Source organism: Sagittula sp. MA-2 (assembly GCF_030126985.1).
Taxonomy (GTDB): Bacteria; Pseudomonadota; Alphaproteobacteria; order Rhodobacterales; family Rhodobacteraceae; genus Sagittula.
In genome coordinates, this window is record NZ_CP126145.1 from 469,210 (window position 1) to 494,113 (window position 24,904).

Consider the following 24,904-nt stretch of genomic DNA (forward strand, 5'->3'; position numbering starts at 1 on the left):
AAGGAGGACGGGATGCGGCGATACCTGTGGATTCTGGCCATGGTGTTGACGGCGGAGGGGGCCGCGGCGCAGGCGATCTCCATGGAACCGCGCGGCGCATTGTTCGCGGATCGCGGGCCGATGTTCGGCGGGGCGGGCGGCGCTGTCGTGCCCATGGTCCGCGACCGGCAGGCGCAGGTGATCCAGGTCAGCACGGGCGGCGCAGGCAGCGCCAACGGCGCGGAGGCGAGCCTGTTCGCGGGGCGCGCGGCGGCCTCCTTCTTTGCGCCGTGGCCCAGCCGCGGGGCGCCGGTGATCGACCGGATCGGACCGCGCCTTGGCGGGCCGGTGGCGCAGTTGCGCGACCTGATCGCCGCGGCGGAGGCAGGGCGCGCGGGCTATGACGCGGTGCAGCACGGGGCGCGGATCCGGCCGCCCCTGCCGCCCACCCGCATGACCCTGACGGAGATCTACGCCTGGATCGACGCGACGCCCGGACAGCCCCATGCCATCGGGCGTTACCAGATCATCCCCGCCACCCTGCGCGGCCTTGTGCGCAAGGCGCATTACGGGCCGAACACCCGCTTCACGCCGGAGGTGCAGGACCGCCTCGCAGACATCCTGCTGGAGGAAGCGGGGCTGACCGCCTTCCGCGAAGGGGTCATGACCCGCACGGCCTTCATGAACAACATCGCGAAGATCTGGGCCGGGTTGCCGAACTCGTCGGGGCGGTCGCATTACCACGGGTATGCGGGCAACCGGGCGACGATGACCTGGGCGCATTTCGAGGGTCAGATGGCGCGGATCTTCCCCGGCTGATCGGCGTGTTCCGGCCCGTGCAACAGCGCGCGGGGATGTAGGGCGGGGCTCTGCGCCGCCCTGCGCTCAGGCCAGCCCGTCCTCGTCCAGCAGGTGGCGTCCGGCGCGGTCCTCGACCTCGATCACCCAGAGGTCCGGGTCGAAGCCGCGCTGGCGGGAAATGGCCGCGTCGACCTCCCGTTCGTCGCCGCTGACGAGGTCGGTCCAGACCCGTTCTCCGGTCGCGAGGTCGAAGCTGCGGGTGAAGGCGCGGGCCTTGCCGTCGAGGGTCGCAAGCTTGACCAGGACGGCGCCGGCGGTGTCGTCGCCGTGCGCCACGACGAAGGCCGGGATGTCGTGCAGGCGCAGCCGCGTGAGGTAGGCGTCGACCCAGAAACGGGCGGTCAGGCGGGGCATCGGCACTCCGGTTTATGCGGCGTTCATGTCCATTGAGAAACGGTCAACGCCCAAGGAAACAAGGGGCCCCGTCCGGGGCACCGGCTCAGCTGTTGCCGTCCTTGAAGTCGAGCCCCATTTCCGAGTAGCGCTCGGCCTCTTCCAGCCAGTTCTCGCGCACCTTCACCTGCAGGAACAGGTGCACCTTGCGACCCAGGAACTCGGTCAGCTCCTCGCGCGCGGCCTTCGAGATCGCCTTGATCGTCTCGCCCTTGTGGCCCAGCACGATGCCCTTGTGGCCGTCCCGGGCGACGTAGATCACCTGGTCGATCCGGGCGGTGCCGTCCTCGCGTTCCGTCCAGTGATCCGTCTCGACCGTCAGCTGGTAGGGCAGTTCCTGATGCAGGCGCAGGGTCAGCTTCTCGCGCGTCATCTCCGCCGCGATCATCCGCAGCGGCAGGTCGGCGATCTGGTCCTCGGGGTAGAGCCACGGGCCTTCCGGCACCTCGGCTGCCAGCCATTCCCGCAGGTCGTCCACGCCGTAGCCGCGTTCGGCGGAGATCATGAAGGTCTTCTCGAACGCATAGATTTCATTCAGCTTTTGCGACAGCGCCAGCAGTTCCTCGGCCTTCACCCGGTCGATCTTGTTGATCGCGAGCGCGACGCGGCGGCCGCGCGGCAGCTCTGCGAGCCCTTCGAGGATGCGGTCCACGCCCGGCGTCTTGCCGCGGTGCGCCTCGACCAGAAGAACCACGATGTCGGCGTCGGCAGCGCCGCCCCATGCGGCGGCGACCATCGCCCGGTCGAGCCTGCGGCGCGGCTGGAACAGGCCCGGCGTGTCGACGAAGATCAGCTGGCTCTCGCCCTCCATCGCCACGCCGCGGATGCGGGCGCGGGTGGTCTGGACCTTGTGCGTCACGATGGACACCTTGGCCCCGACCATGCGGTTGGTGAGGGTGGATTTGCCCGCGTTGGGCTCTCCGATCAGGGCGATGAATCCGGCGCGTGTGGTCATGGTGGCTGTCTTGGTCCGATGGTGAAGGCGCTCCCTTAGCGGGTTTCGCTCCGTCCCGCCATAGCACAAAGGCCGAAACCCGTCCCCTCCGGATCGGTCGGTGCGTTAATCCCGGCGCGTTAAGGTTTTGTTGTGGTGAGTCCCGGCCGGTTGGAGGGGGTGAACCGGCCGGTTGTTAACCTTTCGTCTGTGGCGACGAATCGCGAACATGGCGGTTTTGCGCGTCTGACCTCGAAAACGGGCCTCTCGCTAAAATTGTCGGTATTTGGCGGCTCACGTCTTTGCGAGCGGCGCGGTTTTTCTGCGCCGTCCATCGCGGATCAGCGAATAGGTCCCGGCTCCGACGATCAGCGCGGCCCCGGCCAGCGTCAGCGTGTCGGGCCGTTCGCCGAAGATCGAATAGGCGAGGATCAGCGCCACGATCAGGCGGAAGTAGCGGAAGGGCGCCACGACCGAGACCTCTCCGGTGCGCATGGCGAAGGTGATGGCGGTATAGCCGATCACCCCGGCGATGGCGGTGCCGCAGAGCAGCGTGGCGGCCTGCGCGGTCGGCAGCGCGGGCGCACCCGGCTCGAACGCCACGATCACCAGCCCGGCGAAGGTGACGACGGCAAAGCCCAGCACCCCCAACTGTGCCGCGTGCACATGCATCGGCGCGGTGCGGGTCGCCAGGTCGCGCCCGGCAAAGCCGATCATGCCGAGGATCGCGAGGATGGCGTTGGGCTGGAAGGCGTCGGGCGTGGGGCGGACGATCAGCAGCACCCCGGCAAAGCCCACGGCCATGGCGGCCCAGCGGCGCGGCCCGATCTTCTCGCCGAGGATCAGCCCCGCGCCCAGCATCACCACCAGCGGCGCGGCCTGCAGGATCGCGGAGGTGGTCGAAAGCGGCGTGTAGGCCAGCGAGAGGGCAAAGAACAGCCGTCCGATGATCTCGAAGGCGGTGCGGATCAGGAGCCGCGGTTTGAGGTATTCGCCGGTCCAGACCGGCACCCCCTGTTGCACGGCATAAAGCGCGTAGAGCGCCATGGCCATCAGCCCGAACTGCACGGTGCCCATCCCCGCGCTGACCCCACCGGTGGCGGTGGCCGCCTTGAAGAACGCATCCTCGATCCCGAAGCCCAGCATCGAGAGCATCATCCAGAGGGCGCCGCGGAGGTTGTCGGTCATGGGGAACTTCTGCGCGAAAGGAACGAGGCGTGTCTTGCACCAGTGCGTCGGTCAAGGGAAGGAGAACCGCCATGGGGGCGGAAAGTTCTTGCCCCTCCCAACTTGCAGATGCTCAATAGCGTCAGGTGGTTTTGTCTCGGGGAACTCGTTTTGTATTTCGAAGCTGTGATCGGTTTGGGATTGGTTCTTTTGGTTGTCGTGCTCGCCCAGCGTTTTTCGTCGGGCGCAAAAGCCAGGTCAAAGGACATTCATGACAGAGCCCGGAAGGACAGGGCGGCTGACGAAGAATGGCTTCGCGACCGCGGCAGCCGACCGGTTTCTCCCGTCCGCCCGACGGTCTCCACACCGCGGCCTGCACCCCGCGAGCAGAAACCCCCGCGGTAGCTGACTGCGATCCCGAACCTGTCCGGCGCGTGTTGAAGGGCAAGGCCTGGGTTGTGGACGGCGACACAATCGACCTGGCAGGCGTACGCTTGCGGTTGTTCGGGATCGACGCGCCGGAAATGGATCACCCTTATGGCATCCGCGCCAAGCGGGCGATGATGGCGCTTTGCAAAGGGCAGATTGTTTCCGCCTCCATCGTGGACGAGGACGCGCACGGACGTACGGTAGCCAAATGCGTGTTGCCGGACGGGCGCGATCTGTCCGCGGAACTGGTGAAAAAGGGGCTGGCCCTCGACTGGCCGAAGTTCTCGGGCGGGTGTTATGCAGCGCTGGAGACGCCCGATGCCCGGCGCAAGCTGTGGCTGGCCGCAGCGCGCCAGAAAGGCCAGATGCACGTGTGGGAAAAGTTCGAGCGGCAGAAGGCTGCCCGCAGGTCATCAGGTTAGCTCGTCCAGCAGGGCGCGGGCGGCGGCCTGTTCGGCCTGGCGCTTGTTGCCGGCGGTGGCGCGGGCGGTTTCGCCGGTAGCGAGGCGGGCCTCGATGGTGAAGACCGGGGCGTGGTCGGGGCCGGAGCGTTCGACCTCGGTGTAGGAGGGCGGCGCCATGCCGCGGCCCTGCGCCCATTCCTGGAGCGTGGTCTTGGCGTCCTTGGCGTCTTCCTCGACGCTGGCGATCAGGGGCGCCCAGAGCCGCAGGATCATCTCCTGCGCGACGTCGAAACCGCCGTCGAGGTAGACCGCGGCGATCACCGCCTCCATCGCGTCGCCGAGCAGCGCCTGCTTTCGCCGGCCGCCGGACATCTGTTCGGAGCGGCCGAGCTTCAGCGCCTCTCCGACGCCGATGGTGCGCGCGACCTCGGCGCAGGTTTCCTTGCGCACCAGCGCGTTGAAGCGCGGCGCCAGCAGCCCTTCGGAGGCGTTGCGGTCATGTCCCAGCAGCGCCTCGGCCATGACGAGGCCGAGGACGCGGTCGCCGAGGAATTCGAGCCGCTGGTTGTCCTCGCGCCCGGGGCCGGACATGGAGGCATGGGTGACGGCGCGCCGCAGGAGGGACTTGTCCTGGAACGTGTGGCCGAGCTTTTCCTCGAGCGCCTTGATCTCTGCCGATACCTTCATTCGATCCCCCGCATCACCCGGCCGCCGGTGCCGCGGTTGTTGAACAGCACGATCCGCGCCCGGCCGGTGATGGCGCGGTAGGGCACGGGACCTGGGCCGCCGGACCGGCGCGGCACACGGCTGTCGAGAGAATTGTCGCGGTTGTCGCCCAGAACGAAGACATGCCCCCCGGGTACGACAAAGGGGGGCAGGTCGTCCATGGTCTTCGCGTCGATGTCGAGCACGGTGACGGTGCGGCCCTCGGGCAGGGTCTCGGTCTCGCGGCGCTTTTCGCAGGGGGCGCCGGGGGCCACGGGGGCGTTGGCGCAGCGCGGCGCGGCGGTGGACAGAGGCGTCTCGGCCGGTTCGGTGAAGAGGCCGTCGGGCGCGTGCGGCAGGGGCGTGCCGTCGATCACCGGGATACCGTTTTCGAAGGCGATGGTTTCGCCGGGGAGCGCGATGACGCGCTTGACGAAAGGCGTGCCGGTGTCGGGGTGGGAAAAGATGATGACGTCGCCGCGTTCGGGGCGGCCGAAGCCGGGCGTGGCGAGGATGTAGTCGCCGGGCAGGAGCGCGGGCTTCATGCTGCCGGCGGGGATGGCGTAGGGCTCCCACAGGGCGCGGCTGGCGACCAGCAGGGCGAGCAGGGCGGTGGCGGCGCGGGCGGTGCGGCTGAAGGCGGGAGGGGCCTTTGCGGGTTCGGGCCTGCGCAGGACAAGGAACAGCGCGAAGACGAGCGAGACGAAGGGCACCATCAGCAGCCAGAGCCACCAGCCGGATGCGTTGATGTCGCGCAGGCGGCGGCGGGCGTGGCCCACGGCGAGCAGCATCGACAGCGCGGCGGCGAGCCAGAGCGCGGCGTGCAGCGGGCCGAAGCCGTCGACGCGCTGCGCCAGGAAGGACAGCGCCAGCCAGAGGGCCGTCGCAAGCGCCACCCGGGCGCGCCCGGTCAGGCCGCTCCAGTCCAGCCCGTCGCGGACGAAGTCCATGGGATCACTGGATATTCTTGAAGAACCGGTCGCCGCGCCACGTCCAGAAGAACAGCATCGACCGCCCGGCAGAGGAGAACATCACCCGGTCCGCCCGGCCCACGAGGTTCTCGTAGGGGACAAAGCCCACGCCGCCGGTCATGGAGCTGACCCGGCTGTCGGAGGAGTTGTCGCGGTTGTCGCCCATGAAGAAGTAGTTGCCTTCGGGCACGGTGAAGACGCCGGTGTTGTCGGAGCCCTGCGTGCCAATGTTCAGGATCGAGTGGCTGGTGCCGCCCGGCAGTGTCTCGATCAGCTTCTCCTTGACGCAGACGCCGCCTTCGCCGACCGGGCCGTTGGCGCAGCGGGGGCGCAGGCGCTGGGGGCCCTGCGGTGCGGCGATCTCCTCGAAGGTGCCGTCGGGCTGCACCTCGACCTGCTGGTCGTTGATGTAGAGGATGCCGTTGCGCATCTGGATACGGTCGCCGGGCAGGCCGATCAGCCGCTTGATGAAGTCGCGCCCGGTGGTCGGATGGCGGAAGACCACGACATCGCCGCGCTCGGGCTCGGACCCGAAGAGGCGGGCGTTGTCGCCGTCGGCCCAGCCGCAGACGTCATGCGCGTCGATGTCGATGCCGAAGCGCGGAATGATGATGGAGGGGCAGGAGGCGTAGGAATAGCCGTAGGCCATCTTGTTCACGAAGAGGAAGTCGCCGATGAGCAGCGTGTCCTTCATGGAACCCGAGGGAATCCAGAACGGCTGGAACAGGAAGGTGCGGAAGACGCCGGCGATGAGCAACGCGTAGACGATGGTCTTGATGGTCTCGAGCAGACCACCTTTTTTCTCTTCGGTTGCCATTCAATGCCCCTTGCCAGATGTCCCCCGCGCTACATGAGCGGCAGGGCAGGGCGTGTCAAGGCGGCTCTCCAACCGTTGACAGATCGCCGGACGGGCGTACCGTGGGGGCATACTTCACAGGTCATATTTCATCGGGACGGATGGATCATGCTTTTTCGGATCGCCTGCGTGGTGCTGGGCTTTGTCGCGGCCGCGATGCCCGCCCATGCGCTGGAAGACTGCAAGTTCGAGTTCAAGATCGACGCGCAAAGTTCGGCCTTCCAGGCCCTTGTCGAGGGGGCCGCGTCGCGCGGCGGCTTCTGGCGCCCGATCCGCGAGGCCCCGCAGGACGTGCAGGACATCGGGCGGTTCATCGGGCGGCTGGACGTGTGCCTGATGACGCCGGACGGCAAGCCGCGCACGGTGCAGACGCCGAACGGGTCGACCACGCTCAATTCGCCCTACGTGACGAACTGCACCGCGGCGTTGCTGCCGGGCAACCGTCTGCTGACCAACGTGCATTGTTTCCGTGAGCCGAGCCTCGTGGCGGCGGGCTTTACCCGGGTGCGGGAGGCGCGGATCAACTTCGGCTACACCTCGACCGATTTCACCGGGAACGTGCAGACCTTCCTTGTCGACGACCGGGAGATCGCCGCGGACGACGCCACCGATGCGCTTCTGCTGCAGATCATCGGGGCCGACGCGAACGAGGCCTTGGGCGGCAGCGTCCCGATGATGATGGAGACCGACGTGACGCCGCGCCGGGCGCTGACCATGGTGCATCACCCGCGGGGCGACGCGCAGCAGTTTTCCTCGGGCACCTGCCAGATCCACCCGGAGCAGGCCGCGCTGCCGGAGGCCGCCTCGCAATTGCGGCACAGCTGCGAAAGCACGGGTGGGTCGTCCGGGTCGCTGCTGCTGGACGCGCGGACGCTGGCGGTCATGGGGCTGCACAACCAGGGCGGGCTGAACGCGCAGGGCGGCTACAACAGCGGGCACAAGATCTCGGCCGTGGCGGCGGCGCTGGGGCTGGAGTTCCAGCAGGCGGGCGCGGGCGGCACAGGCAGCTTCGATCCGGCGGCGCGGGCGCAGGGCGCGCTGACCGACGCGCTGCTGATCGAGGACGACGCGGCGCGCCGCGATGCGCTGGCGCAGATCGTGCAGGGCTTTCCCGGCAGCCGCGCGGCGCAGAGTGCGCAGCGGGCGCTGGACCTGATGCAGGGGCCGGGCCGCGAGGACCCGGAGCAGACCGCGACCGCGGCGCTGACCGCCGCGCTTCAGGTGCAGGGGCTGTCGCGCCGGTCGCGGCTGGAGGAGCTGATCGCCACCTTCCCGGAGACGGCGGCGGCAGAAAGCGCGCGGGCCATGCTGGAGCTGGTCACGGCCTCTTCCACCCAGGAGGCGATCAACCCGCGCGAGCCGATCCCCGGAACCGACGTGCTGCGGGTGATGGCGGACGGGCGGGGCGACTACAGCTCGCCCGACGCGGCGCTGCGCGCGGCCTCGGCCGGGGACGTGATCGAGATCTACCCGGGCCTCTACGAGGGCGGCGTGGACGTGGACATCCCCGTGACCATCGTCGGTGTCGGCGACCGCACGACCATCGTCTGGGAATCGGACGAGGACGACGTGATCTACTGGACCGCCGGGTCGGGACGCATCGCCAACCTGACGCTGCACCTGCGGGGCGGCGATTTCTACACCGTGGATTTCGACGGCGGCTCGGCTGTGCTGGAGGACAACGTGATGTCCTCGGGCGGGCTGGCCATCGTGGGGGTCCGGTCGGGCAGCACCGCGACGGTGCGCAACAACATCATCAAGGACGGCGCCTCGACCGGGGTCTATGTTTACGACGACGCGCGCGGCACGGTGGAGGACAACGAGATCCTCGACATCAAGGGGTCGGGGATCTCGGTCAAGACCGGGGGCGACCCGGTGATCCGGCGCAACGCCATCCACCGCAGCGAGCAGAGCGGCATCTACGTCTTCGAGGACGGCAAGGGCACCATCGAGGACAACGAGGTGACGGGATCGGGCAAGTCGGCCATCGCGGTGGCGACCGGATCGGACCCGATCGTGCGGCGCAACGACGTGCATGACAACGAACAGTCCGGGCTGAACGTCTACGACGGCGGGCGCGGCACCTTCGAGGAGAACGAGGTCTATGCGAACGTGCTGTCGGGGATCAGCGTCGGCAAGGACGGCGACCCGGTGATCCGCCGCAACACCATCCGCGACGGTCAGCAGAGCGGCATCTACGTCTACGAGGCCGCGAAAGGGCTGATCGAGGACAACGAGATCTACGGCAACGCCAATGCCGGGATCTCGATCAGCGAGGACGGCGACCCGCTGATCCGCCGCAACACCATCCGCGACAACGGGCAGAGCGGGGTGAGCCTGTTCGAGGGCGGCAGGGGGACCATCGAGGACAACGAGATCGCCGGCAACGGCGGGGCGGGGATATCGGCCCGCGAGAAGAGCCATGCGGTGGTGCGCGGGAACACGATCACCGGCAACGCCTACGAGGCGGTCTGGATCTACAAGGAGGCGGGCGGCCAGTTCGAGGACAACGACCTGCGCGGCAACGAACGCGGCGCGTGGGACATCGAGGCCAGCGCGGGCTCGGTGATCCGCTCCGGCAACCGGGAGTAAGGCGGCGCGTGTGGCTGTCGGGGGGAGGCGGCGCATAGCCCCGCCCTGCGAGGGGGTGTTGTCAGGTGTCAGACAAAAGCGACGTCCCTGTCAGTTCGCTGACCCGGATCGCATTTGCCAAGGAAAAGCTGTCGTTCGTGCCCCATGCAGCGAAGGCCGGCAGCGAGCCCGAGATGGCCGATATTGCGCGCAGTCCGATTGGCCGCTTTCCAATACCGGCCACGTCCAATCCGGATCTTGTGCAATGAATACGTAGCACCCCGACCGCGCATGAAACGGGTCGCCGGTCCGCGAGGCTGTGCCGTAGTCGATCAACATCCAATGATCGAAAGGCATAGCAATGAAACTCAAAGACAAGACCATCATCGTGACCGGGGCGAGTAGCGGGATAGGTGCTGCCAGCGCACTTCTTCTGGCCTCGAACGGCGCAAATCTCGTTCTCGGCGCTCGAAGGAGGCCCGAACTCGAACGGCTCGTCGGGCAGATCGCTCAAGGCCCCGGAAATGCGGTCTGCCTTCCCGGCGACGTGCGCGACGAGGCATATGCCGAAGCCCTCGTGCGCTGTGCCCTGGATACGTTCGGGGGCCTTGACGGCGCATTCAACAACGCAGGCACGGTAGGTCAGATGCAGCCCGTGCCCGACATGCACTCGAACAACTGGCACGAGGTGCTGGCCGTCAATCTCAACAGCGGCTTCTACGCGGCCAAATACCAGATACCGGCGCTGCGCGACAACGGCGGCGGGTCCATTGTCTTCACCTCTTCGTTCGTCGGGCATGCGATTGGGTTGCCGGGTATGGCGGCCTATGCTGCCGCTAAGGCAGGTCTGGTTGGACTGGTTCAGGTTCTGGCTGTCGAACACGGCACAGAGAAAGTCCGCGTGAACGCGCTCCTGCCGGGCGGCACGATGACGCCCATGGCGGGAGATGATCCCAGCTTCCATGAGGTCGTGCGCGGGTTCCATGCCCTCAAGCGGATCGCCGAGCCGTCGGAAATCGCGCAGGCCGCAATGTTCCTGCTTTCACCGGAGGCATCTTTCGTTACCGGCAGCGCAATGACCGTGGATGGCGGAAACTCCATTACCAAGGCCTGAGGTCATCATTTGCGGACGTTGACCCACTGCACGTCAACGTCCGCTCCGTTCCGCACAGCTGGCACGGGTGCGGGGCGCGTCGAAGGTTAGGATTGGGTCGGAAAGGCGTGGCAGTGGGGGCAGGATTGCTTGGCATTGCCTCGTGACCGAGACCCGGAAATCCATGGGGTCGCGTCGATTTCGCATGGCATTCGACAGGTGCGACCGGGGGGGGCGGGTTGGCGTTGTCCGTCCGGCAGGGCGGCGCGGCGCCAGAGGTGCGCCGGTGTAGTCGGGCGCTTTGTTCGTGATGTGAGGGCGGGCCTTATGGGGGCCGGATGTGCGACGCGGGGGCGTCCCGTCCGGACGGCCTTGGGTGCGCCGGGCCAGCCTGTTGGTCAGGCGTTGTCCGGCGATGCCAGCGGGCGCGCCTCGATCACCACGAAGGCCTGCGCCCAGGGGTGGTCGTCGGTGAGGGTGACGTGGATGATCGCCTCGTGACCCGGCGGGGTCATGCTGTCCAGCCGCTCCTTCGCCCAGCCGGTCACGTGCATCACCGGCTGGCCGGTGCGCAGGTTGGTCACCGCCATGTCCTTCCACGCGATTCCCATCCGCAGCCCGGTGCCGAGCGCCTTGGAGCAGGCCTCCTTCGCGGCCCACCGCTTGGCGTAGGTGCCGGGCGTGTCGGCGCGGCGTTCGGCCTTGGCCTGCTCGATTTCGGTGAAGACGCGGTTGCGGAAACGGTCGCCGAAGCGGTCGAGCGTGCGCGCGATCCGTTCGATGTTGGCGAGGTCGGTTCCGATGCCGAGGATCATGAAGGTCAGTCCGGCCAGCGCAGGGTGACGTCGCCGGTCGCCTGGTTGAGGACGATCTGCAGGTCGTAGACCGGGTCGCTGTCCTCGCCCGTGATGTAGGAGCCCACGGGCAGGGTGAAGATCAGCCCCTGCGCCGGGTCGTAATCGGCGGTCATCGCGGCGAAGTCCATGCGCGAGAAGCCGATCCCGCCGTTGCCGATCATCACGCACTGGCGGATGCCGAGTTCGTCGTAGGGCGGGGAGAGGATCAGCAGGTAGGCCCAGCCGCCCGCCGGTTCCACCGTGTCGATCATCGCCACGCGGGTCTTGCCGTTGGAAAAGGTGCGGGTGTGCGCCTCCCACGGTTCGGCGAGGTTCCATGCGCTGGACCGTCCGTCGCAGTTCGACACCTGCGGATTGAACTCTTCGGCGAGGGCGAGGGCGGGGGTGGCGGCGAGAAGACCCATCAGGGCGAGGGAACGGAACATGGCGGGCACTCCTGAACTGGTGGCGGCGACGCTAGCACGGGGGAGGGGAGAGGAAAACGGCGCCCCAGAGCGGGGGACCGTTCAGTCGTTGCCCTCGGCGTAGACGTGCAGGATACGGTCCTCCCCAACGCCACCGCAGGTGGTCAGTTCCCCGTCGCAGGCGGCCACGAAGTCGGGCAGGTCGAGGCCGGGGAAGCCGAAATACTTGGCCTCCTGCACGCCGCCCTTCTGCGCGGCGAAGATCACCCGGCCGATGCCCGCAAAGCGGATCGCGCCGAGGCACATCTCGCAGGGTTGCAGGGTGGTGACCAGCGTGCAGCCCGAGAGGTCCGCCGTGCCGAGCGCCCGGCAGGCCGCCGAGATCGCCACGATCTCCGCATGGCGGGAGGGGTCGTGGTTCAGGTGCACCTCGTTCGCGCCGCGGGCCAGAAGCGTGTCGCCGCGCATGATCGCCGCGGCAATGGCGGCGGGCCCGCCGCTGCCCTGCCGGTCGAGCGCGGTGTCGATCAGCTCCTCCATGACCGCGCGCTCGGCGGCGGTCACCTCCGTCATGCGCGGGCCTCGTCCATCAGGCGGCGCATCTCGGCGATGGCCGGTTGCAGCCCGAGGAAGATCGCCTCGCCGATGATGAAGTGGCCGATGTTGAGCTCCATCACCTCGGGGAAGGCGGCGACGGGTTTCACCGTCTCGTAGGTCAGGCCGTGTCCGGCATGCACCTCGAGCCCGAGGGAGTGGGCAAAGGCGGCCATCTCCCGCATGCGCTCGAGCTCGGCGTCGCGCTGGTCGAAGTCGCCCTCGGCGTGGAAGTCGCAGTAGGCGCCGGTGTGCAGCTCGATCACCTGCGCGCCGATGCGGTGGGCGGCCTCGATCTGGCGGCGGTCGGCGGCGATGAAGATCGACACCCGGCAGCCCGCGTCGCGCAGGGGGGCGATGAAATGCGCCAGCCGGTTCTCCTCGCGCGCGACTTCGAGCCCGCCCTCGGTGGTGCGCTCCTCGCGCTTCTCGGGGACGAGGCAGATGGCGTGCGGCTTGTGGCGCAGCGCGATGGCCTGCATCTCGGGCGTGGCGGCCATCTCGAAGTTGAGCGGCAGGGTGAGCGTGTCCATCAGCCGTTCGATGTCGCTGTCGGAGATGTGGCGGCGGTCTTCGCGCAGGTGGGCGGTGATGCCGTCGGCGCCCGCCTCCTCCGCCAGCTTGGCGGCGCGGATCGGGTCCGGGTAGGCGGAGCCGCGGGCGTTGCGGACGGTGGCGACGTGGTCGATGTTCACGCCGAGGCGCAATTTGCCGGTGGGGGTCATGGGGGCCTCCGGGGTGGAATTTGATCAAACACTAGGGGTCCCTGCGGGAAATGCAACGCGGTTTCCGGGCGCGCGGCTTGGCGGAAGGCCGCGCAGGCGGGTGCGCCCCGCGGCTGCGGCGTTTGCCGGGCGGGTCGGGCCTGATAGATCCTTGGGCGAGGATAGCGAGCAGGAGACCGGAATGACGCAGAGACGTCTTGCAGGGACATTCATCGGACTGGCGATGCTGACGGCGCTGCCGTCGCTGGCATGGGCGGAAGGCGTCTGCGCCAACAAGCCGTCGAAGCTGGCAGGCGCGGCGGTCGACCGGGCGGGCGACGTGGCCCGGACCGGCGCGCGGGTCGCCGGGAACTACATGCTGATGCACCCGGGCCAGAGCGTGAAGCTGGTGACCGGCGCCGCCGGAACGGTGTCGAGCGCGACCACGGCGGCGGGCGGCGTCGGCGGGCTTGCGGCCTCGGTCACGGCGGTGGTCACGGCGCCGGTGACGCTGGTGGTGGGGGCGGTGGCCTTTGCCGCGGTCGGCAGCTACGAGGGGCTGTGCTATTTCCAGGTGGAGCGGGTGACGGACCCCGACGAGGTCCGCGCGATCGTCGACAGCATCACCGAGACCGACCCGCTGGTCTGGACGCGCAACACCAACAAGGGGCCGGTCATGGTGGTGGCCGGGCCGGAGGGCGAGCAGGTGTACCCGATCCGCAAGCTCTACATCGCGGACGGTCTGCTGAAGGTGCGGGACTGGGGGCTGAACTCCACCCTCGGGCCGGTGGCCTACGTGCAGCCGGAAGAGGAAGAGTAAGGGCTGCGCTTGACGTGATGGCCTGGCCGGGGGCGGGACTGTTGCCTTCGGCAAGTGCGCCCGCCCGCCGGCCCGTTCGGTCTGAATTTCAACAGGTTGGCGTGTTCGGGGCGAGGGTGCCTTGAACCTCTGCCCCGGGGGCCGGGCCTGTGTCGCGGTCAGGCGCGGGCGTGCAGGGCGCGGATCATCACGGCCTGGTAGAATGTCGTTGGGGCGGTGAAGCCCGCCTCTGCCAGCAGCGCGTCGGTCCGGGCGGGGGAGAGGACGGCGAGCGTCTCTCTCAGCAGGACGGGCAGGCGGTCGAGCGACTCGGGCGTGGCGCCCATCAGGGTCTGGACCTTCTTCCACGTCCCGAGCGTCGGCGCGAAGCTGGGGGCGTCGAGGTCGTGGCTGATCTCGGCGCTGACGAAGGGCGCGCCGGGGGAGAGCTGCGCGCGAATCGCGGCGTAGAAGGCGGGGCGGTCGCCCTCGGCGATGAAGTGGGCGACGAGCATGGCCAGCGCCGCGTCATGCGGGGCGCCGTCAGGCAGGGCGTGCACGTCGCCGTGGACCAGCGTGCAGCGGTCCGAAAGGCCCGCCTGCGCCAGCCGGTCGGCGCAGACGGCGAGCATGTCGGCGGAGGGATCGACGCAGGTGAAACGCCAGCCGGGATGAGCGCGGGCGAGGGCCAGCACCTCTGCCCCGGTGCCGGTGCCCACGGAGAGCAGACGGGCGTCGTCGGGCAGGTCCTCCAGCACGAGGCCGGTCAGGAAATGCAGCGCGTCGGAGATCGGTGCGAGGCGCGCGTTGCGCGCGTCGTAGCCCGTTGCGGCATTGCCCGCGAAGAAATCGGTGGCGGAATCCTGCATCGGAAGACCTTTGGGCGTCAGGGCGCGCGGCCTTCGGCCTTGCGCTTTTTCAGTTCGGCGAGCTTTGCCTTGATGACCCCCTTGCGGCGGTTCTGGAAGGCGGTGATCAGCGGCAGCGAGACGTAGTAGGCGATGGTGCCCGCGATGATGCCGGGGATGATCCCGCCGATCATGTAGGGATAGAAGACCTCGTCGTAGAAGATCCTCAGGTGCGACCAGTCCGTCTGTTCGGGCGTGAAGATGGCGTAGAAGTTGTCCCACAGGTCCTGCCCGGCCTTCACGAACTTGGCGCCGAGGCTGCCGTCGTGGTGGTCGGGATGGCCGTGCAGGCCAAGGAGCCAGTAGCCGGTCTTCATCGCGATGACGCCGATCGGCACGTAGGTCAGCGGGTTGCCGAAGAAGGTCGACAGCAGCGCGGCCAGGATGTTGCCGCGCATCAGCCACGCCAGCGTCGCCGCGACGATGAAATGCAGCCCGTAGAACGGCGTGAAGGTGGTGAAGACCCCGGCGAAGATGCCGCGCGCGATGCGGTTCGGCGGATCGGGCAGGCGGTTCAGGCGCAGCCGGACGTAACGCGCGGCGCGACCCCAGCCACCTTTGGGCCAGAGCGCTTCCGCCACGATCCGCCAGATCGGGCGCCTGTCGCGTCGCTTGAACACGTTGCCGATGCCTCGCTTTATTCTGCCGCTTCCGGCGCCGCCTCCAGCCCGGGATCGCGCCGTCGCTCTACCGAAGCGACCATGCTCTCTGCCTCCAGCGCGGAGACGACGGAATGCAGGTGCTCGGCATCGCGCAGGTCGATATCCATCATGATGCGGTAAAAATCCGGTTTCTTGTCAAGGAAGGTCATGTCGGAGATATTGGCCTTGCGCTCTCCGATCAATGTGCAAATCCGTCCCAATGCGCCTGCATCATTTCCGAGCACCATTTCAAGGGTGACCGTGTAGACCGCCGGATGGATGCCGTCCGCCCAGTGAAGGTCGAGCCAGCGCGACGGCTGATCCTCGTAGGCGGCCAGCGCGGCGCAGTCGATGGCGTGCACCGCCACGCCCTTGCCGCGATGGGCGAGCCCCACGATGCGTTCGCCGGGCAGCGGCTGGCAGCAGGAGGCGCGTTCGAACCCCTGGCCGTGTTCGAGGCCGACGACCGCGCGTTTGGTGTCCACCTCCACGTCCCGGACGACGGCGAGGTTGGGATAGATCGCCTCCACCACTTCGCGGGTGGTCAGCTCGGCGCTGCCGAGGCGGGCCAGCAGGGTCTCGGTGTCTTCCAGCCGCAGGGTCTTGGCCGCTTTTTCGAGCACCTTGTCGGTGGCCTTCTTGCCGTGGCTTTCGAAGGCGGCGCGCGCCAGTTCGAGGCCCAGCCGGGCAAAGCGTTCCTTGTTGGCCTCGCGCAGGGCGCGGCGGATCGCGGTCTTGGCCTTGCCGGTCGTCGCGATGTCGAGCCACGTGGCCTGCGGGGCCTGCCCCTCGGCGGTGATGATCTCGACCGACTGGCCGTTCTTCAGCCGGGTCCAGAGCGGCACGCGAATGCCGTCGACCTTGGCGCCGACGCATTTCGAGCCGATGCGGGTGTGGATCTGGTAGGCGTAGTCCAGCGGCGTCGCACCCTTGGGCAGCTTCACCACGTCGCCCTTGGGCGTGAAGCAGAACACCTTGTCGGAGTACATCTCCAGCTTCACCGCCTCCATGAAGGCGTCGTGATCCTCCTCCGAATCGAACTGTTCGGTGACGGAGGCGATCCACTTGGCGGGATCGACGGCAAAGCGGTTCTCGGCGGGGGCGCCGTCGCGGTAGGACCAGTGTGCGGCCACGCCGGTTTCGGCGACCTCGTGCATCTCGCGCGTGCGGATCTGCACCTCGACCCGCTTGCCGTCGCGGCCCGAGACGGTAGTGTGGATCGACCGGTAGCCGTTCGATTTCGGCTGACTGATGTAGTCCTTGAAGCGGCCCGGCACGGCGCGCCAGCGCTGGTGGATCGCGCCGAGCGTGGCGTAGCAGTCCGCCTCCGACCGGGTGATGATGCGGAAGCCGTAGATGTCCGAGAGGCGGGAGAAGCCGATCTTCTTCTCCTGCATCTTGCGCCAGATGGAGTAGGGCTTCTTCGCGCGGCCGAAGACCTCGGCGTCGACGCCGGCCTTTTCCAGTTCGTGCCGCATGTCCGAGGTGATCCGGTGGATCACGTCGCCGGTTTCCTTCTGCAGCGTGATGAAGCGGCGGATGATCGATTCGCGGCCCTGCGGGTTCAGCACGCGGAAGGCGAGATCCTCCAGCTCCTCGCGCATGGACTGCATGCCCATGCGTCCGGCGAGGGGGGCGAAGATCTCCATCGTCTCGCGCGCCTTCTGCTGCTGCTTCTCCGGCTTCATCGCCTTGATGGTGCGCATGTTGTGCAGCCGGTCGGCGAGCTTCACTAGGATGACGCGCAGGTCCTTGGACATCGCCATGAACAGCTTGCGGAAGTTCTCTGCCTGCTTGGTCTCGGAGCTGGAAAGCTGGAGGTTGGTCAGCTTGGTGACGCCATCGACCAGTTCCGCGACCTCGTGGCCGAAGTTCTGCTCCACCTCGGTGTAGGTGGAACGGGTGTCCTCGATCGTGTCGTGCAGCAGGGCGGTGATGATCGTCGCATCGTCGAGCTGCTGTTCCGTCAGGATGGCGGCCACGGCGACGGGGTGGGTGAAATAGGGTTCACCCGACTTGCGGAACTGACCTTCGTGCATCTGGCGGCCGTATTCGTAGGCCGCCGTGATCAGTTTCTCGTTGGTTTTCGGATTGTAGTTGCGGACGAGGGCAACAAGATCCTCAGCAGCGATCATGTTGCCCTACCCCGACCCAAAAGGTCCCGCTCAGCTTTGGCCCTGCGCTTCCATGAGCGCGCGCAGAAGCTTCTCTTCGGACATGTCGTCGTCCTGAGGCTTGTCCTGTTCGGCACCCATGAGCAGCGCCATGGCGTCGTCCTCGGGTTCGTCGACCTCGATCTGGGTCTGGTTCGACTCGATCAGGCGCTCGCGCAGTTCGTCGGTGGACTGGGTTTCCTCCGCGATCTCGCGCAGGGCAACGACGGGGTTCTTGTCGTTGTCGCGGTCCACGGTGATCGCCGCACCGGCGGACAACTCACGCGCGCGGTGCGCGGCGAGCATCACCAGTTCGAACCGGTTGGGTACCTTGTCAACGCAATCTTCTACCGTCACGCGGGCCATCTGAACGCTCCAATCCTGTGGTGGATTCCTGAGAAACCACGGTTTAACGCGGCAATGCCGGATTTACAAGCGGCGTCAAGTCACAATGGCAAGACCTCTTGCCGCAGCTCTTCGGGCAGCGCCTCGGTCATCGCGGCGACGGTTGTGCCCAGCACCGGATGGCGCCATCCGGCGGCCACGTCGCGCAGGGGCACAAGCACGAAAGCGCGTTCCTGGAGCCGGGGGTGGGGCAGGATCAGCCGGTCGGGGGCGCGGTTTTTCTGATCCTCGAGCGGCAGGGCGCGCCAGGCGGCGTGGGTGTCCGCATCGGGCAGGACGGTGTCACCGGCGGCGATCAGGTCGAGGTCGAGCGTCCGGCTGCCCCAGCGCTGCACGCGGGCGCGGCCGAAGTCCGCCTCGATCGCATGCAGCCGGGTCAGAACCTCGGGCGCGGCGGCGCCGGGCAGGGCCACGGCGGCGCAGGCGTTGACGTAGTCGGGACCGGCCCCGGCGGGGAAACACGGCGTCGCGAAGAATCGGCTGACCCGTCGCAACCGGAAGCCCGCGTCTGCCAGCGCGGCAAGCGCCGCTTTCACGGTTTCCGCAGGGTCGCCGTGGTCGGACCCGAGGTTCGACCCCAATGCAATCAAGAATTCTTGTTCCATATTGATCGCCGGTCTATCCTTATGAGGTGTTTTGCGCGCTTGATATACGTGCTGAAAGCATTAACCTTAGCTCCTACGCCCGCCCTTTATCCAAACACTCACACTCACGGACGACGGCGGACACATTGAATGAAAGGACATTTGATGTTTTACAAGGACGAACGGCTTGCGCTGTTCATAGACGGCTCAAATCTCTACGCAGCCGCAAAAGCACTCGGCTTCGATATCGACTACAAGCTCCTGCGGCAGGAATTCGCGCGTCGTGGCAAGATGGTGCGCGCATTCTATTACACGGCTTTGCTGGAAAACGACGAGTATTCGCCGATCCGGCCGCTGGTCGACTGGCTCCATTACAACGGCTTCACCATGGTGACCAAGCCCGCGAAGGAGTACACGGACAGCCAGGGACGCCGTAAGGTCAAGGGCAACATGGACATCGAGCTGACGGTCGATGCCATGGAGCTGGCACCGCGCGTGGACCATATCGTGCTGTTCTCTGGCGATGGCGACTTCCGGCCTCTGGTCGAATCGCTTCAGCGTCAGGGCGTGCGGGTCTCGGTCGTTTCGACCATCCGCAGCCAGCCGCCGATGATTGCCGACGAACTGCGCCGCCAGGCCGACAACTTCATCGAGCTGGACGAGCTGCGCGAAGTCATCGGCCGCCCGCCGCGCGAGCAGCAGGTGGAACGCAACTTCGAGGTCGCCTCGTCCAAGTGACGGGGCACCCTTCCGGCAGGCGCTGTGGGGATGGCGCCGGGCCGGATGGGGCACCAGCCGGGAAACGATGACGGGATTGGCCGCCACATTCGTCGCAATGGGCGGCCTTTTCCTTGCCGCCTTCGGTGCGGCGACGGTCCTGCCGTTCCAGTCGGAACTGGTCTTTGCCGCGATGCAGGCCAAGGACATCTGGCCGCTGTGGCTGCTGATCGTGGTCGCCTCGGTCGGGAACACGCTGGGCTCGGTGGTGAACTACGCCATGGGCCGCGCGGCGGAGCGGTTCCGCGGGTCGCGCTGGTTCCCGGCCTCCGAGGCGCAGCTTGAGCGGGCGCAGCGCTGGTACGCGCGCTGGGGCGTCTGGACGCTGCTCTTGTCATGGGCGCCTTTGGGCGACGCCATCACCCTCATCGCGGGCGTGATGCGCACGCCGCTGTGGCTGTTCGTGGCGCTCGTCGCCTTCGCCAAGACGGTGCGCTACATCCTGTTCGCCTGGGCGGCGGCGGGGATCATCGGCTAGGCCGGGTCCGCCTGCCGGCCGGTCCGGCGGTCCATCAGCCGGTCGAAGAGCGCCTCCATCGACTGCGCCATCCGCCTGCCGTCGCAGACCGGCGCGTCCTTCAGGGCGTCACGCATCCCGTGGCGCATGTCTTTCAGCCGTGCGGGGGTCTTGGGGTCGTTGCCCATGCGGATCGCCATGTCGATCATCGCCTGCCGGGAGGGCGCGACGAAGTCCTTCAGGTGCGTGTAGCAGATCAGCGAGGCGGAGGTGCGCGAGGCCCAGCGGTCGCCGTCGAAGGTCAGCACCGGCACGCCCTGCCAGATCGCCTCTACCGTGGTGGTGCCGCCGTTGTAGGGGAAGGCGTCGAGCGCGAAATCCATCCGGTCGTAGTTCTTCAGGTAGTCATAGTGCTCGGCCCCGCCGTCGAGGATCAGCCGGTCGGTGCCGATCCCGCGTTCGGCGAAGCGTTCGGTCAGCCAGACGCGGTTCTCGCCGCTTTCCAGCGTGCGGTTGGCAAGGAACAGCTTCGATCCGGGCACGCCCTTCAGGATCTCCGACCAGGCGTCGATCACGGTGGGCGTCAGCTTGTACTGCACGCAGAGGCTGCCGAAGGTGATGTGACCGTTCGTCAGGCAGGGCGGATCGGTCACGGGCGGCGCCCTGTGGGCGACGGTGAAGGTCAGGTAGCTGGTGGGCAGGCGGTGGACGGTTTCGTTGAAGAACCCCTCTTCGCCCGGTTTCACCGATTGCTCGTCCCCGACGATCCCGTGAAAGCCGGGCAGGCCGGAGGGCGCGAAGTGGTTCTGCCACGCAAGGCAGATCGGCGCGACGGGCTGGGTGAAGATGCCCAGCCGTTCGGGTGTGCTGTAGGCGTTGATATCGATCAGGATGTCGAGCCCGGTCTTGCAGATCAGCTTGCCCAGTTGCGTGTTGTCGAGCGTGCCCGTGGTGTGGATCACGTCGGTCGGGTGCGGTTCGTAGCCGATCATCTCCGCCCCTTCGGCGCTGTCGGAGAAGAGGTGCACCTCCACCTTTGCGCGGTCGTGGTTGTTGATCAGCGCCCAGGTCGGCCGCATGTAGTTCGGCTTTTCCAGCCAGGACGACACGTAACCCACCCGCAGCGGCCCGTCCGTGCGGGGGCGGGGCTTTGGCGTGCGCTTCATCCGGTTGGCGAGGGGGGAGTTCGCCAGCACCTGCGCAAAGGTCTGCCGGGCGGCGAGGATGGATTCGGGCGTGGCGGTGGGCGCACCGGGGACCAGCGTCGCCACCGCAAGCCACGCAGCGAGGTTGCCGGTCTCCTTCGCGGCGCTTTCGTGGAACGCGACGGAGGCGTCCACGTCGCCCAGTTTGAACAGCGCGCGGCCCATCATGTGGCGGACCTCCGGCGCGTCCTCCAGCGACAGGCTCTGCTCGAAGCACGCGATGGCCTGCGCGTATTCCTGCTGCCGGTCCATCGCCGCGCCGATCCGCGCCCATGTGGGCGCGGAGACGTTCCCGAGCGAGATCCGCGTGTTGTAGGTGGCGAAACCGTCGAGGATGCGGCCCCCGGCGATCTGCGCCTCGGCCAGTTCCTCCAGCGCGGCGCCGTCCAGCGGGTTGCGGCGGACCTTTTCCTTCAGGGCGGCGAACGGGTCCGGCGGGGCGGCCCCGCCAAAGCGCAGGAAATCGGTGAACTCGTCGCTGGAGGCGGTCATGGCAATACTCTGTCTTTGAAATAGGCGTTTGGACCCAGCCTGCTTGGTTAACGCTGGTGGATCAAGGTCCGGATTACTGGACGCGGGCGGTGCGACTGACTAGGTGAGGGGCAAGGAGACATGCGCATGACCCCACTGACCCTTTACCTTGCCGCGCCGCGCGGTTTCTGTGCCGGTGTCGACCGGGCGATCAAGATCGTCGAGATGGCGCTCGAGAAATGGGGCGCGCCGGTCTATGTCCGCCACGAGATCGTGCACAACAAGTTCGTCGTCGATGACCTGCGCGCCAAGGGCGCCGTCTTTGTCGAGGAGCTGGAGGAATGCCCCGGCGACCGCCCGGTGATCTTCTCGGCCCACGGCGTGCCGAAGGCGGTCCCGGCCGAGGCGGCGCGGCGCGAGATGATCTATGTCGACGCGACCTGCCCGCTGGTCTCGAAAGTGCATATCGAGGCCGCCCGCCATGCGGAGAACGGCCTGCAGATGATCATGATCGGCCATGCCGGACACCCGGAGACCATCGGCACCATGGGGCAGCTGCCCGCGGGCGAGGTGCTGCTTGTGGAGACCCCCGCCGACGTGGCCAATGTGCAGGTCCGCGATCCGGAGCGGCTGGCCTTCGTCACGCAGACCACGCTGTCGGTGGACGACACCGCGGAGATCGTCGCGGCGCTGAAGGCGCGGTTCCCGTCCATCGTCGGGCCGCACAAGGAAGACATCTGCTACGCTACCACGAACCGGCAGGAATCGGTCAAGGCCATCGCGCCCAAGGTCGATGCGCTGCTGGTGGTGGGGGCGCCGAACTCCTCCAACTCGCGCAGGCTGGTGGAGGTCGCCCGGAAGGCGGGCTGTTCCTACGCGCAACTGGTGCAGCGTGCCTCCGACATCGACTGGCGGGCGCTGGAGGGCATCGGCGCGGCGGGCATCACCGCCGGGGCCTCTGCGCCCGAGGTGCTGATCGAGGAGGTCATCGACGCCTTCCGCGCCCGATACGACGTGGCGATGGAAGTGGTGGAGACCGCCAAGGAAGACGTTGAGTTCAAGGTGCCCCGCGTCCTGCGCGTCCCGGCGTGAGACGGGCGTTGCGTGCGCCCCGGCTCGTGGCCGCCGCGCAACGTGATTTGCCCGGGCGCGCCTGCGGACTAGGCTGAGCCGATGACAAAGACCAACCCCGGAAGGGCGCCCGCCATGCGATCCAGCCTTTTGCTCCTGTCCCTTGTGTTTGCCGCTCCGGCCTTTGCCGGCCATGAATTCGATGGCCGGGACCTGGCCGCCGGCGAGACGCTCTATGCCGAGAACTGCGCGTCCTGCCACGGGGCCGACCTCGAAGGGCAGCCGGACTGGCAGTCGCCCGGCGACGACGGCATCCTGCCCGCCCCGCCGCATGACGCGAGCGGCCACACATGGCATCACTCCAACGTCCAGAACTTCGACTACGTGAAGCTGGGCGGCGCGGAGCTGGTGAAGCGGCTGGGGGTGAAGGGGTTCGAGTCCGGGATGCCCGCCTTCGGCGACACGCTGTCGGACGAGGAGATCTGGAACATCCTCGCCTACATCCACGACCAGTGGCCGGAAGAGATCCGCGAGCTGCAGGCCTCGCGCAACCCGCCGCACGAATAGGGCGCGCCCTTCGGTCCGCCCTGCGCTTGAAGCTCCGGTTTGCGGCACTGGCCGCCGGTGGTGCCGGGGGCTAAACAGGGTGCGGGACCGCGCCCGCCCGCGGCCCGCCATCCAAGCGACGGAGACGCCATGACCCAGATTCCCCGTTCCGCCCTGATCCTCGGCCTGGCCGGGGTGCTGCCGTTTGCATGGGGTGCGCTGACGATGGTGTCGCCCGCTGCGGCGAACTTCGCCGCCTCGACGCTGGGGCCGCGGTTCACCGGCCCCTACGTGCAGCTGTTCTACGGCGCGGTGATCCTGTCCTTCATGTCCGGCGTTCTGTGGGGCTTTGCCACCAAGGCAGAGGGCGGGCAGGCGGCGACGGGTTACGGGCTGTCCGTGCTGCCCGCGCTCTGGGCCTTCTTCATGACAGGGGGCGGGCCGGTCTCTGCCGGGACCTACCTGATCTTCGGGTTTCTCGGGCTCCTGACGCTGGACTTCGCCTTCTGGCGCTGGGGTCTGGCGCCCGAGTGGTGGATGAAACTGCGGATGCTGCTGACCGTTCTGGTCGTCGCCTGCCTGGCCGTGGGGGTGCTGCTGTGACTGCGGATCGCGAGACGCTTGAGGTCTACAACGCCCGCGCGGGCGACTACGCGCAGACCATGGGGCGGGACCCGGCCGCCACCGCATCGCTGCAGGCCTTCGTGGCGCGGCTGCCGAAGGGCGGGCGGGTGCTCGACCTTGGTTGCGGGCCGGGAAGCTGGGCGCAGGCGATGCTTGAGATGGGGTTCGAGGTCGAGGCGACGGATGCCTCCGACGCCATGGTGGCCGAGGCGTCGAAGGTCGAAGGGCTGAAGGTCCGCAAGGCGGTGTTCGAGGACATCGACGCCGAGGCGCGCTATGACGGGATCTGGGCGAACTTCTCGCTCCTGCACGCGCCGCGTGCGGCCATGCCCGGCCACTTGGCGCGGCTGCACCGGGCGCTGAAACCCGGCGGCGTCCTGCACATCGGGCTGAAGGAAGGCACGGGCGAAAAGCGCGACCGGCTGGGACGGTTCTACACTTATTACACCGTGGCGGAGCTGACCGGCCTGCTGGCGGCGCTCGACATGGTGACGGACGATCTGCGCGAGGGTGCGGACAAGGGGCTTGACGGTGAGGTCGCCGGGTGGTTCACCCTGACCGCCCGGAAGATCCTGCCGGACGCAGACACAGATCCAGACACCGAAACCGCCTGACCGAAAGCGCCATGCCCGACCTCTACGCCTATACCGACGGAGCCTGCTCCGGAAATCCCGGCCCCGGGGGCTGGGGCGTCCTGCTGCGCGCGATGGAAGGCGACGAGGTCGTCAAGCAGCGCGAGCTGAAGGGCGGCGAGCGGGTCACGACCAACAACCAGATGGAACTGATGGCGGCGATCAGCGCATTGGAATCGCTGACGAAACCGTCCAGGATCACGGTCATCACCGACAGCCAGTACGTGAAGAACGGCGTGACGGGCTGGATCTTCGGCTGGAAGAAGAACGGCTGGAAGACCGCCGCGAAGAAGCCGGTGAAGAACGTCGAACTGTGGCAGAGGCTGGACGCCGCGCAGGCGCGTCACGACGTGGTCTGGGAATGGGTCAAGGGCCACGCCGGCCACCCGGAAAACGAACGCGCGGACGAACTGGCCCGCGCCGGCATGGCCCCCTTCAAGTCGTAGAAGGCGGGTCGCGAGGTCCTTCGGACGGCCCGGGACAAGGGCCAGTCTGCAGGGCGGAGAGGGGGAGGACAGCATGACCGCGCATCGCGTTTGCCGGGCGCAGACCGGGTCGGCCCTTGCGGGCTTCGGTCCGGGTTTTCCTGTTCGGGGCATCGTGAGGGCTGACGCATGACCGTGCATGTCGTTGGCGCCGTGCAGTCCGGGGCCGGTGGTACGGGCTGTCCGGTGGTCTGTCATCGCCTCTCGTCAGCTCACCTACGCTT

General features: G+C 67.7%; 29 protein-coding genes. 13 read left to right on the plus strand and 16 right to left on the minus strand.

What is annotated here, in order from left to right; genetic code table 11:
- Positions 1-12: 12 nt before the first annotated feature.
- On the plus strand, positions 13-798 hold the full coding sequence (locus QNI11_RS02445) for a hypothetical protein (RefSeq protein WP_283982209.1): 786 nt from the start codon (positions 13-15) through the stop codon (positions 796-798).
- 66 nt (positions 799-864) lie between these two features.
- On the opposite strand, the gene QNI11_RS02450 is transcribed toward QNI11_RS02445, so the two are convergent.
- The 3 genes from QNI11_RS02450 to QNI11_RS02460 form a co-directional block, all read right to left on the minus strand.
- Complete coding sequence (locus QNI11_RS02450) at positions 865-1,194, minus strand: DUF1491 family protein (protein ID WP_283982210.1); 330 nt, start codon at positions 1,192-1,194, stop codon at positions 865-867.
- Positions 1,195-1,279: 85 nt separating this feature from the next.
- Complete coding sequence (gene era, locus QNI11_RS02455) at positions 1,280-2,188, minus strand: GTPase Era (RefSeq protein ID WP_283982211.1); 909 nt, start codon at positions 2,186-2,188, stop codon at positions 1,280-1,282.
- 273 nt (positions 2,189-2,461) lie between these two features.
- Entirely contained in the window at positions 2,462-3,355 is an 894-nt protein-coding gene (locus QNI11_RS02460) for a DMT family transporter (protein ID WP_283982212.1), read from the minus strand.
- Positions 3,356-3,642: 287 nt separating this feature from the next.
- On the opposite strand from QNI11_RS02460, the gene QNI11_RS02465 reads away from it, so the two are divergent.
- On the plus strand, positions 3,643-4,185 hold the full coding sequence (locus QNI11_RS02465; protein WP_283982213.1) for a thermonuclease family protein: 543 nt from the start codon (positions 3,643-3,645) through the stop codon (positions 4,183-4,185).
- On the opposite strand, the gene rnc is transcribed toward QNI11_RS02465, so the two are convergent.
- Genes rnc through lepB (QNI11_RS02480) form a run of 3 tightly spaced genes read right to left on the minus strand, consistent with a single transcriptional unit; the run spans position 4,177 to position 6,660 of the window.
- Positions 4,177-4,854: a ribonuclease III gene (gene rnc, locus QNI11_RS02470; RefSeq protein WP_100928023.1), complete on the minus strand. Its 678-nt coding sequence runs from the start codon at positions 4,852-4,854 to the stop codon at positions 4,177-4,179. The two genes, QNI11_RS02465 and rnc, sit on opposite strands and share 9 nt — an antisense overlap.
- Positions 4,851-5,822 carry a signal peptidase I gene (gene lepB / locus QNI11_RS02475; protein WP_283982214.1) on the minus strand — a complete coding sequence of 324 codons (972 nt, stop codon included), beginning with the start codon at positions 5,820-5,822 and terminating at the stop codon, positions 4,851-4,853. Before lepB (QNI11_RS02475) ends, rnc begins: the two co-directional genes overlap by 4 nt.
- A 4-nt stretch (positions 5,823-5,826) precedes the next feature.
- Positions 5,827-6,660 carry a signal peptidase I gene (gene lepB / locus QNI11_RS02480; protein WP_283982215.1) on the minus strand — a complete coding sequence of 278 codons (834 nt, stop codon included), beginning with the start codon at positions 6,658-6,660 and terminating at the stop codon, positions 5,827-5,829.
- A gap of 147 nt (positions 6,661-6,807) precedes the next feature.
- Between lepB (QNI11_RS02480) and QNI11_RS02485 the strand changes: the two genes are divergently transcribed.
- The 3 genes from QNI11_RS02485 to QNI11_RS02495 all read left to right on the plus strand — a co-directional run bounded on the left by QNI11_RS02485 (position 6,808) and on the right by QNI11_RS02495 (position 10,384).
- Entirely contained in the window at positions 6,808-9,291 is a 2,484-nt protein-coding gene (locus QNI11_RS02485; protein WP_283982216.1) for a right-handed parallel beta-helix repeat-containing protein, read from the plus strand.
- A gap of 65 nt (positions 9,292-9,356) precedes the next feature.
- Complete coding sequence (locus QNI11_RS02490) at positions 9,357-9,539, plus strand: hypothetical protein (RefSeq protein ID WP_283982217.1); 183 nt, start codon at positions 9,357-9,359, stop codon at positions 9,537-9,539.
- Between the two features lie 92 nt (positions 9,540-9,631).
- Positions 9,632-10,384 (plus strand): SDR family oxidoreductase, encoded by a 753-nt coding sequence (locus tag QNI11_RS02495; RefSeq protein ID WP_283982218.1) that lies wholly within the window; start codon positions 9,632-9,634, stop codon positions 10,382-10,384.
- A 377-nt stretch (positions 10,385-10,761) separates the two neighbouring features.
- On the opposite strand, the gene acpS is transcribed toward QNI11_RS02495, so the two are convergent.
- From acpS to QNI11_RS02515, 4 genes are all read right to left on the minus strand, one after another.
- Entirely contained in the window at positions 10,762-11,178 is a 417-nt protein-coding gene (acpS, locus tag QNI11_RS02500) for a holo-ACP synthase (RefSeq protein ID WP_100928018.1), read from the minus strand.
- Between the two features lie 5 nt (positions 11,179-11,183).
- Positions 11,184-11,645, minus strand: a complete 462-nt coding sequence (locus tag QNI11_RS02505) for a hypothetical protein (RefSeq protein WP_283982219.1) — start codon at positions 11,643-11,645, stop codon at positions 11,184-11,186.
- A gap of 81 nt (positions 11,646-11,726) precedes the next feature.
- Positions 11,727-12,197 carry a nucleoside deaminase gene (locus QNI11_RS02510; RefSeq protein WP_100928016.1) on the minus strand — a complete coding sequence of 157 codons (471 nt, stop codon included), beginning with the start codon at positions 12,195-12,197 and terminating at the stop codon, positions 11,727-11,729.
- Entirely contained in the window at positions 12,194-12,943 is a 750-nt protein-coding gene (locus QNI11_RS02515) for a pyridoxine 5'-phosphate synthase (protein ID WP_283982220.1), read from the minus strand. Before QNI11_RS02515 ends, QNI11_RS02510 begins: the two co-directional genes overlap by 4 nt.
- A gap of 181 nt (positions 12,944-13,124) precedes the next feature.
- Between QNI11_RS02515 and QNI11_RS02520 the strand changes: the two genes are divergently transcribed.
- Positions 13,125-13,742 carry a hypothetical protein gene (locus tag QNI11_RS02520; protein ID WP_100928014.1) on the plus strand — a complete coding sequence of 206 codons (618 nt, stop codon included), beginning with the start codon at positions 13,125-13,127 and terminating at the stop codon, positions 13,740-13,742.
- 158 nt (positions 13,743-13,900) lie between these two features.
- Here the strand turns inward: QNI11_RS02520 and QNI11_RS02525 are convergent, their stop codons facing one another.
- From QNI11_RS02525 to folK, 5 genes are all read right to left on the minus strand, one after another.
- Positions 13,901-14,590, minus strand: a complete 690-nt coding sequence (locus QNI11_RS02525; protein ID WP_283982221.1) for a class I SAM-dependent methyltransferase — start codon at positions 14,588-14,590, stop codon at positions 13,901-13,903.
- Positions 14,591-14,607: 17 nt separating this feature from the next.
- Positions 14,608-15,249, minus strand: coding sequence for a DUF2062 domain-containing protein (locus QNI11_RS02530; RefSeq protein WP_100928012.1), 642 nt, complete (start codon positions 15,247-15,249; stop codon positions 14,608-14,610).
- 17 nt (positions 15,250-15,266) lie between these two features.
- The gene (locus QNI11_RS02535) at positions 15,267-17,405 is read right to left on the minus strand and encodes a bifunctional (p)ppGpp synthetase/guanosine-3',5'-bis(diphosphate) 3'-pyrophosphohydrolase (RefSeq protein WP_100928011.1); all 2,139 of its coding nucleotides are present in this window, start codon (positions 17,403-17,405) and stop codon (positions 15,267-15,269) included.
- 30 nt (positions 17,406-17,435) lie between these two features.
- Complete coding sequence (gene rpoZ / locus QNI11_RS02540) at positions 17,436-17,789, minus strand: DNA-directed RNA polymerase subunit omega (RefSeq protein WP_100928010.1); 354 nt, start codon at positions 17,787-17,789, stop codon at positions 17,436-17,438.
- An 80-nt stretch (positions 17,790-17,869) separates the two neighbouring features.
- The gene (gene folK, locus QNI11_RS02545; RefSeq protein WP_283982222.1) at positions 17,870-18,433 is read right to left on the minus strand and encodes a 2-amino-4-hydroxy-6-hydroxymethyldihydropteridine diphosphokinase; all 564 of its coding nucleotides are present in this window, start codon (positions 18,431-18,433) and stop codon (positions 17,870-17,872) included.
- A gap of 144 nt (positions 18,434-18,577) precedes the next feature.
- Between folK and QNI11_RS02550 the strand changes: the two genes are divergently transcribed.
- A complete protein-coding gene (locus QNI11_RS02550; protein ID WP_040604057.1) occupies positions 18,578-19,150 on the plus strand; it encodes an NYN domain-containing protein in 573 nt (190 codons plus the stop codon).
- 67 nt (positions 19,151-19,217) lie between these two features.
- On the plus strand, positions 19,218-19,667 hold the full coding sequence (locus tag QNI11_RS02555) for a YqaA family protein (protein ID WP_254698356.1): 450 nt from the start codon (positions 19,218-19,220) through the stop codon (positions 19,665-19,667).
- On the opposite strand, the gene QNI11_RS02560 is transcribed toward QNI11_RS02555, so the two are convergent.
- Positions 19,664-21,343, minus strand: coding sequence for a hypothetical protein (locus tag QNI11_RS02560; protein WP_283982223.1), 1,680 nt, complete (start codon positions 21,341-21,343; stop codon positions 19,664-19,666). The genes QNI11_RS02555 and QNI11_RS02560 overlap by 4 nt on opposite strands.
- 120 nt (positions 21,344-21,463) lie before the next feature.
- Here QNI11_RS02560 and ispH point away from each other — a divergent pair, with 120 nt between their 5' ends.
- The 5 genes from ispH to rnhA all read left to right on the plus strand — a co-directional run bounded on the left by ispH (position 21,464) and on the right by rnhA (position 24,641).
- On the plus strand, positions 21,464-22,414 hold the full coding sequence (ispH, locus tag QNI11_RS02565; protein ID WP_100928006.1) for a 4-hydroxy-3-methylbut-2-enyl diphosphate reductase: 951 nt from the start codon (positions 21,464-21,466) through the stop codon (positions 22,412-22,414).
- A gap of 114 nt (positions 22,415-22,528) precedes the next feature.
- Positions 22,529-22,960, plus strand: coding sequence for a c-type cytochrome (locus tag QNI11_RS02570; RefSeq protein WP_283982224.1), 432 nt, complete (start codon positions 22,529-22,531; stop codon positions 22,958-22,960).
- A 129-nt stretch (positions 22,961-23,089) separates the two neighbouring features.
- Positions 23,090-23,542 (plus strand): DUF3429 domain-containing protein, encoded by a 453-nt coding sequence (locus tag QNI11_RS02575; protein WP_283982225.1) that lies wholly within the window; start codon positions 23,090-23,092, stop codon positions 23,540-23,542.
- On the plus strand, positions 23,539-24,177 hold the full coding sequence (locus QNI11_RS02580; RefSeq protein ID WP_283982226.1) for a bifunctional 2-polyprenyl-6-hydroxyphenol methylase/3-demethylubiquinol 3-O-methyltransferase UbiG: 639 nt from the start codon (positions 23,539-23,541) through the stop codon (positions 24,175-24,177). The genes QNI11_RS02575 and QNI11_RS02580 overlap by 4 nt, the downstream gene beginning before the upstream one ends.
- An 11-nt stretch (positions 24,178-24,188) precedes the next feature.
- Positions 24,189-24,641: a ribonuclease HI gene (gene rnhA / locus QNI11_RS02585; RefSeq protein ID WP_005855477.1), complete on the plus strand. Its 453-nt coding sequence runs from the start codon at positions 24,189-24,191 to the stop codon at positions 24,639-24,641.
- Positions 24,642-24,904: the final 263 nt, after the last annotated feature.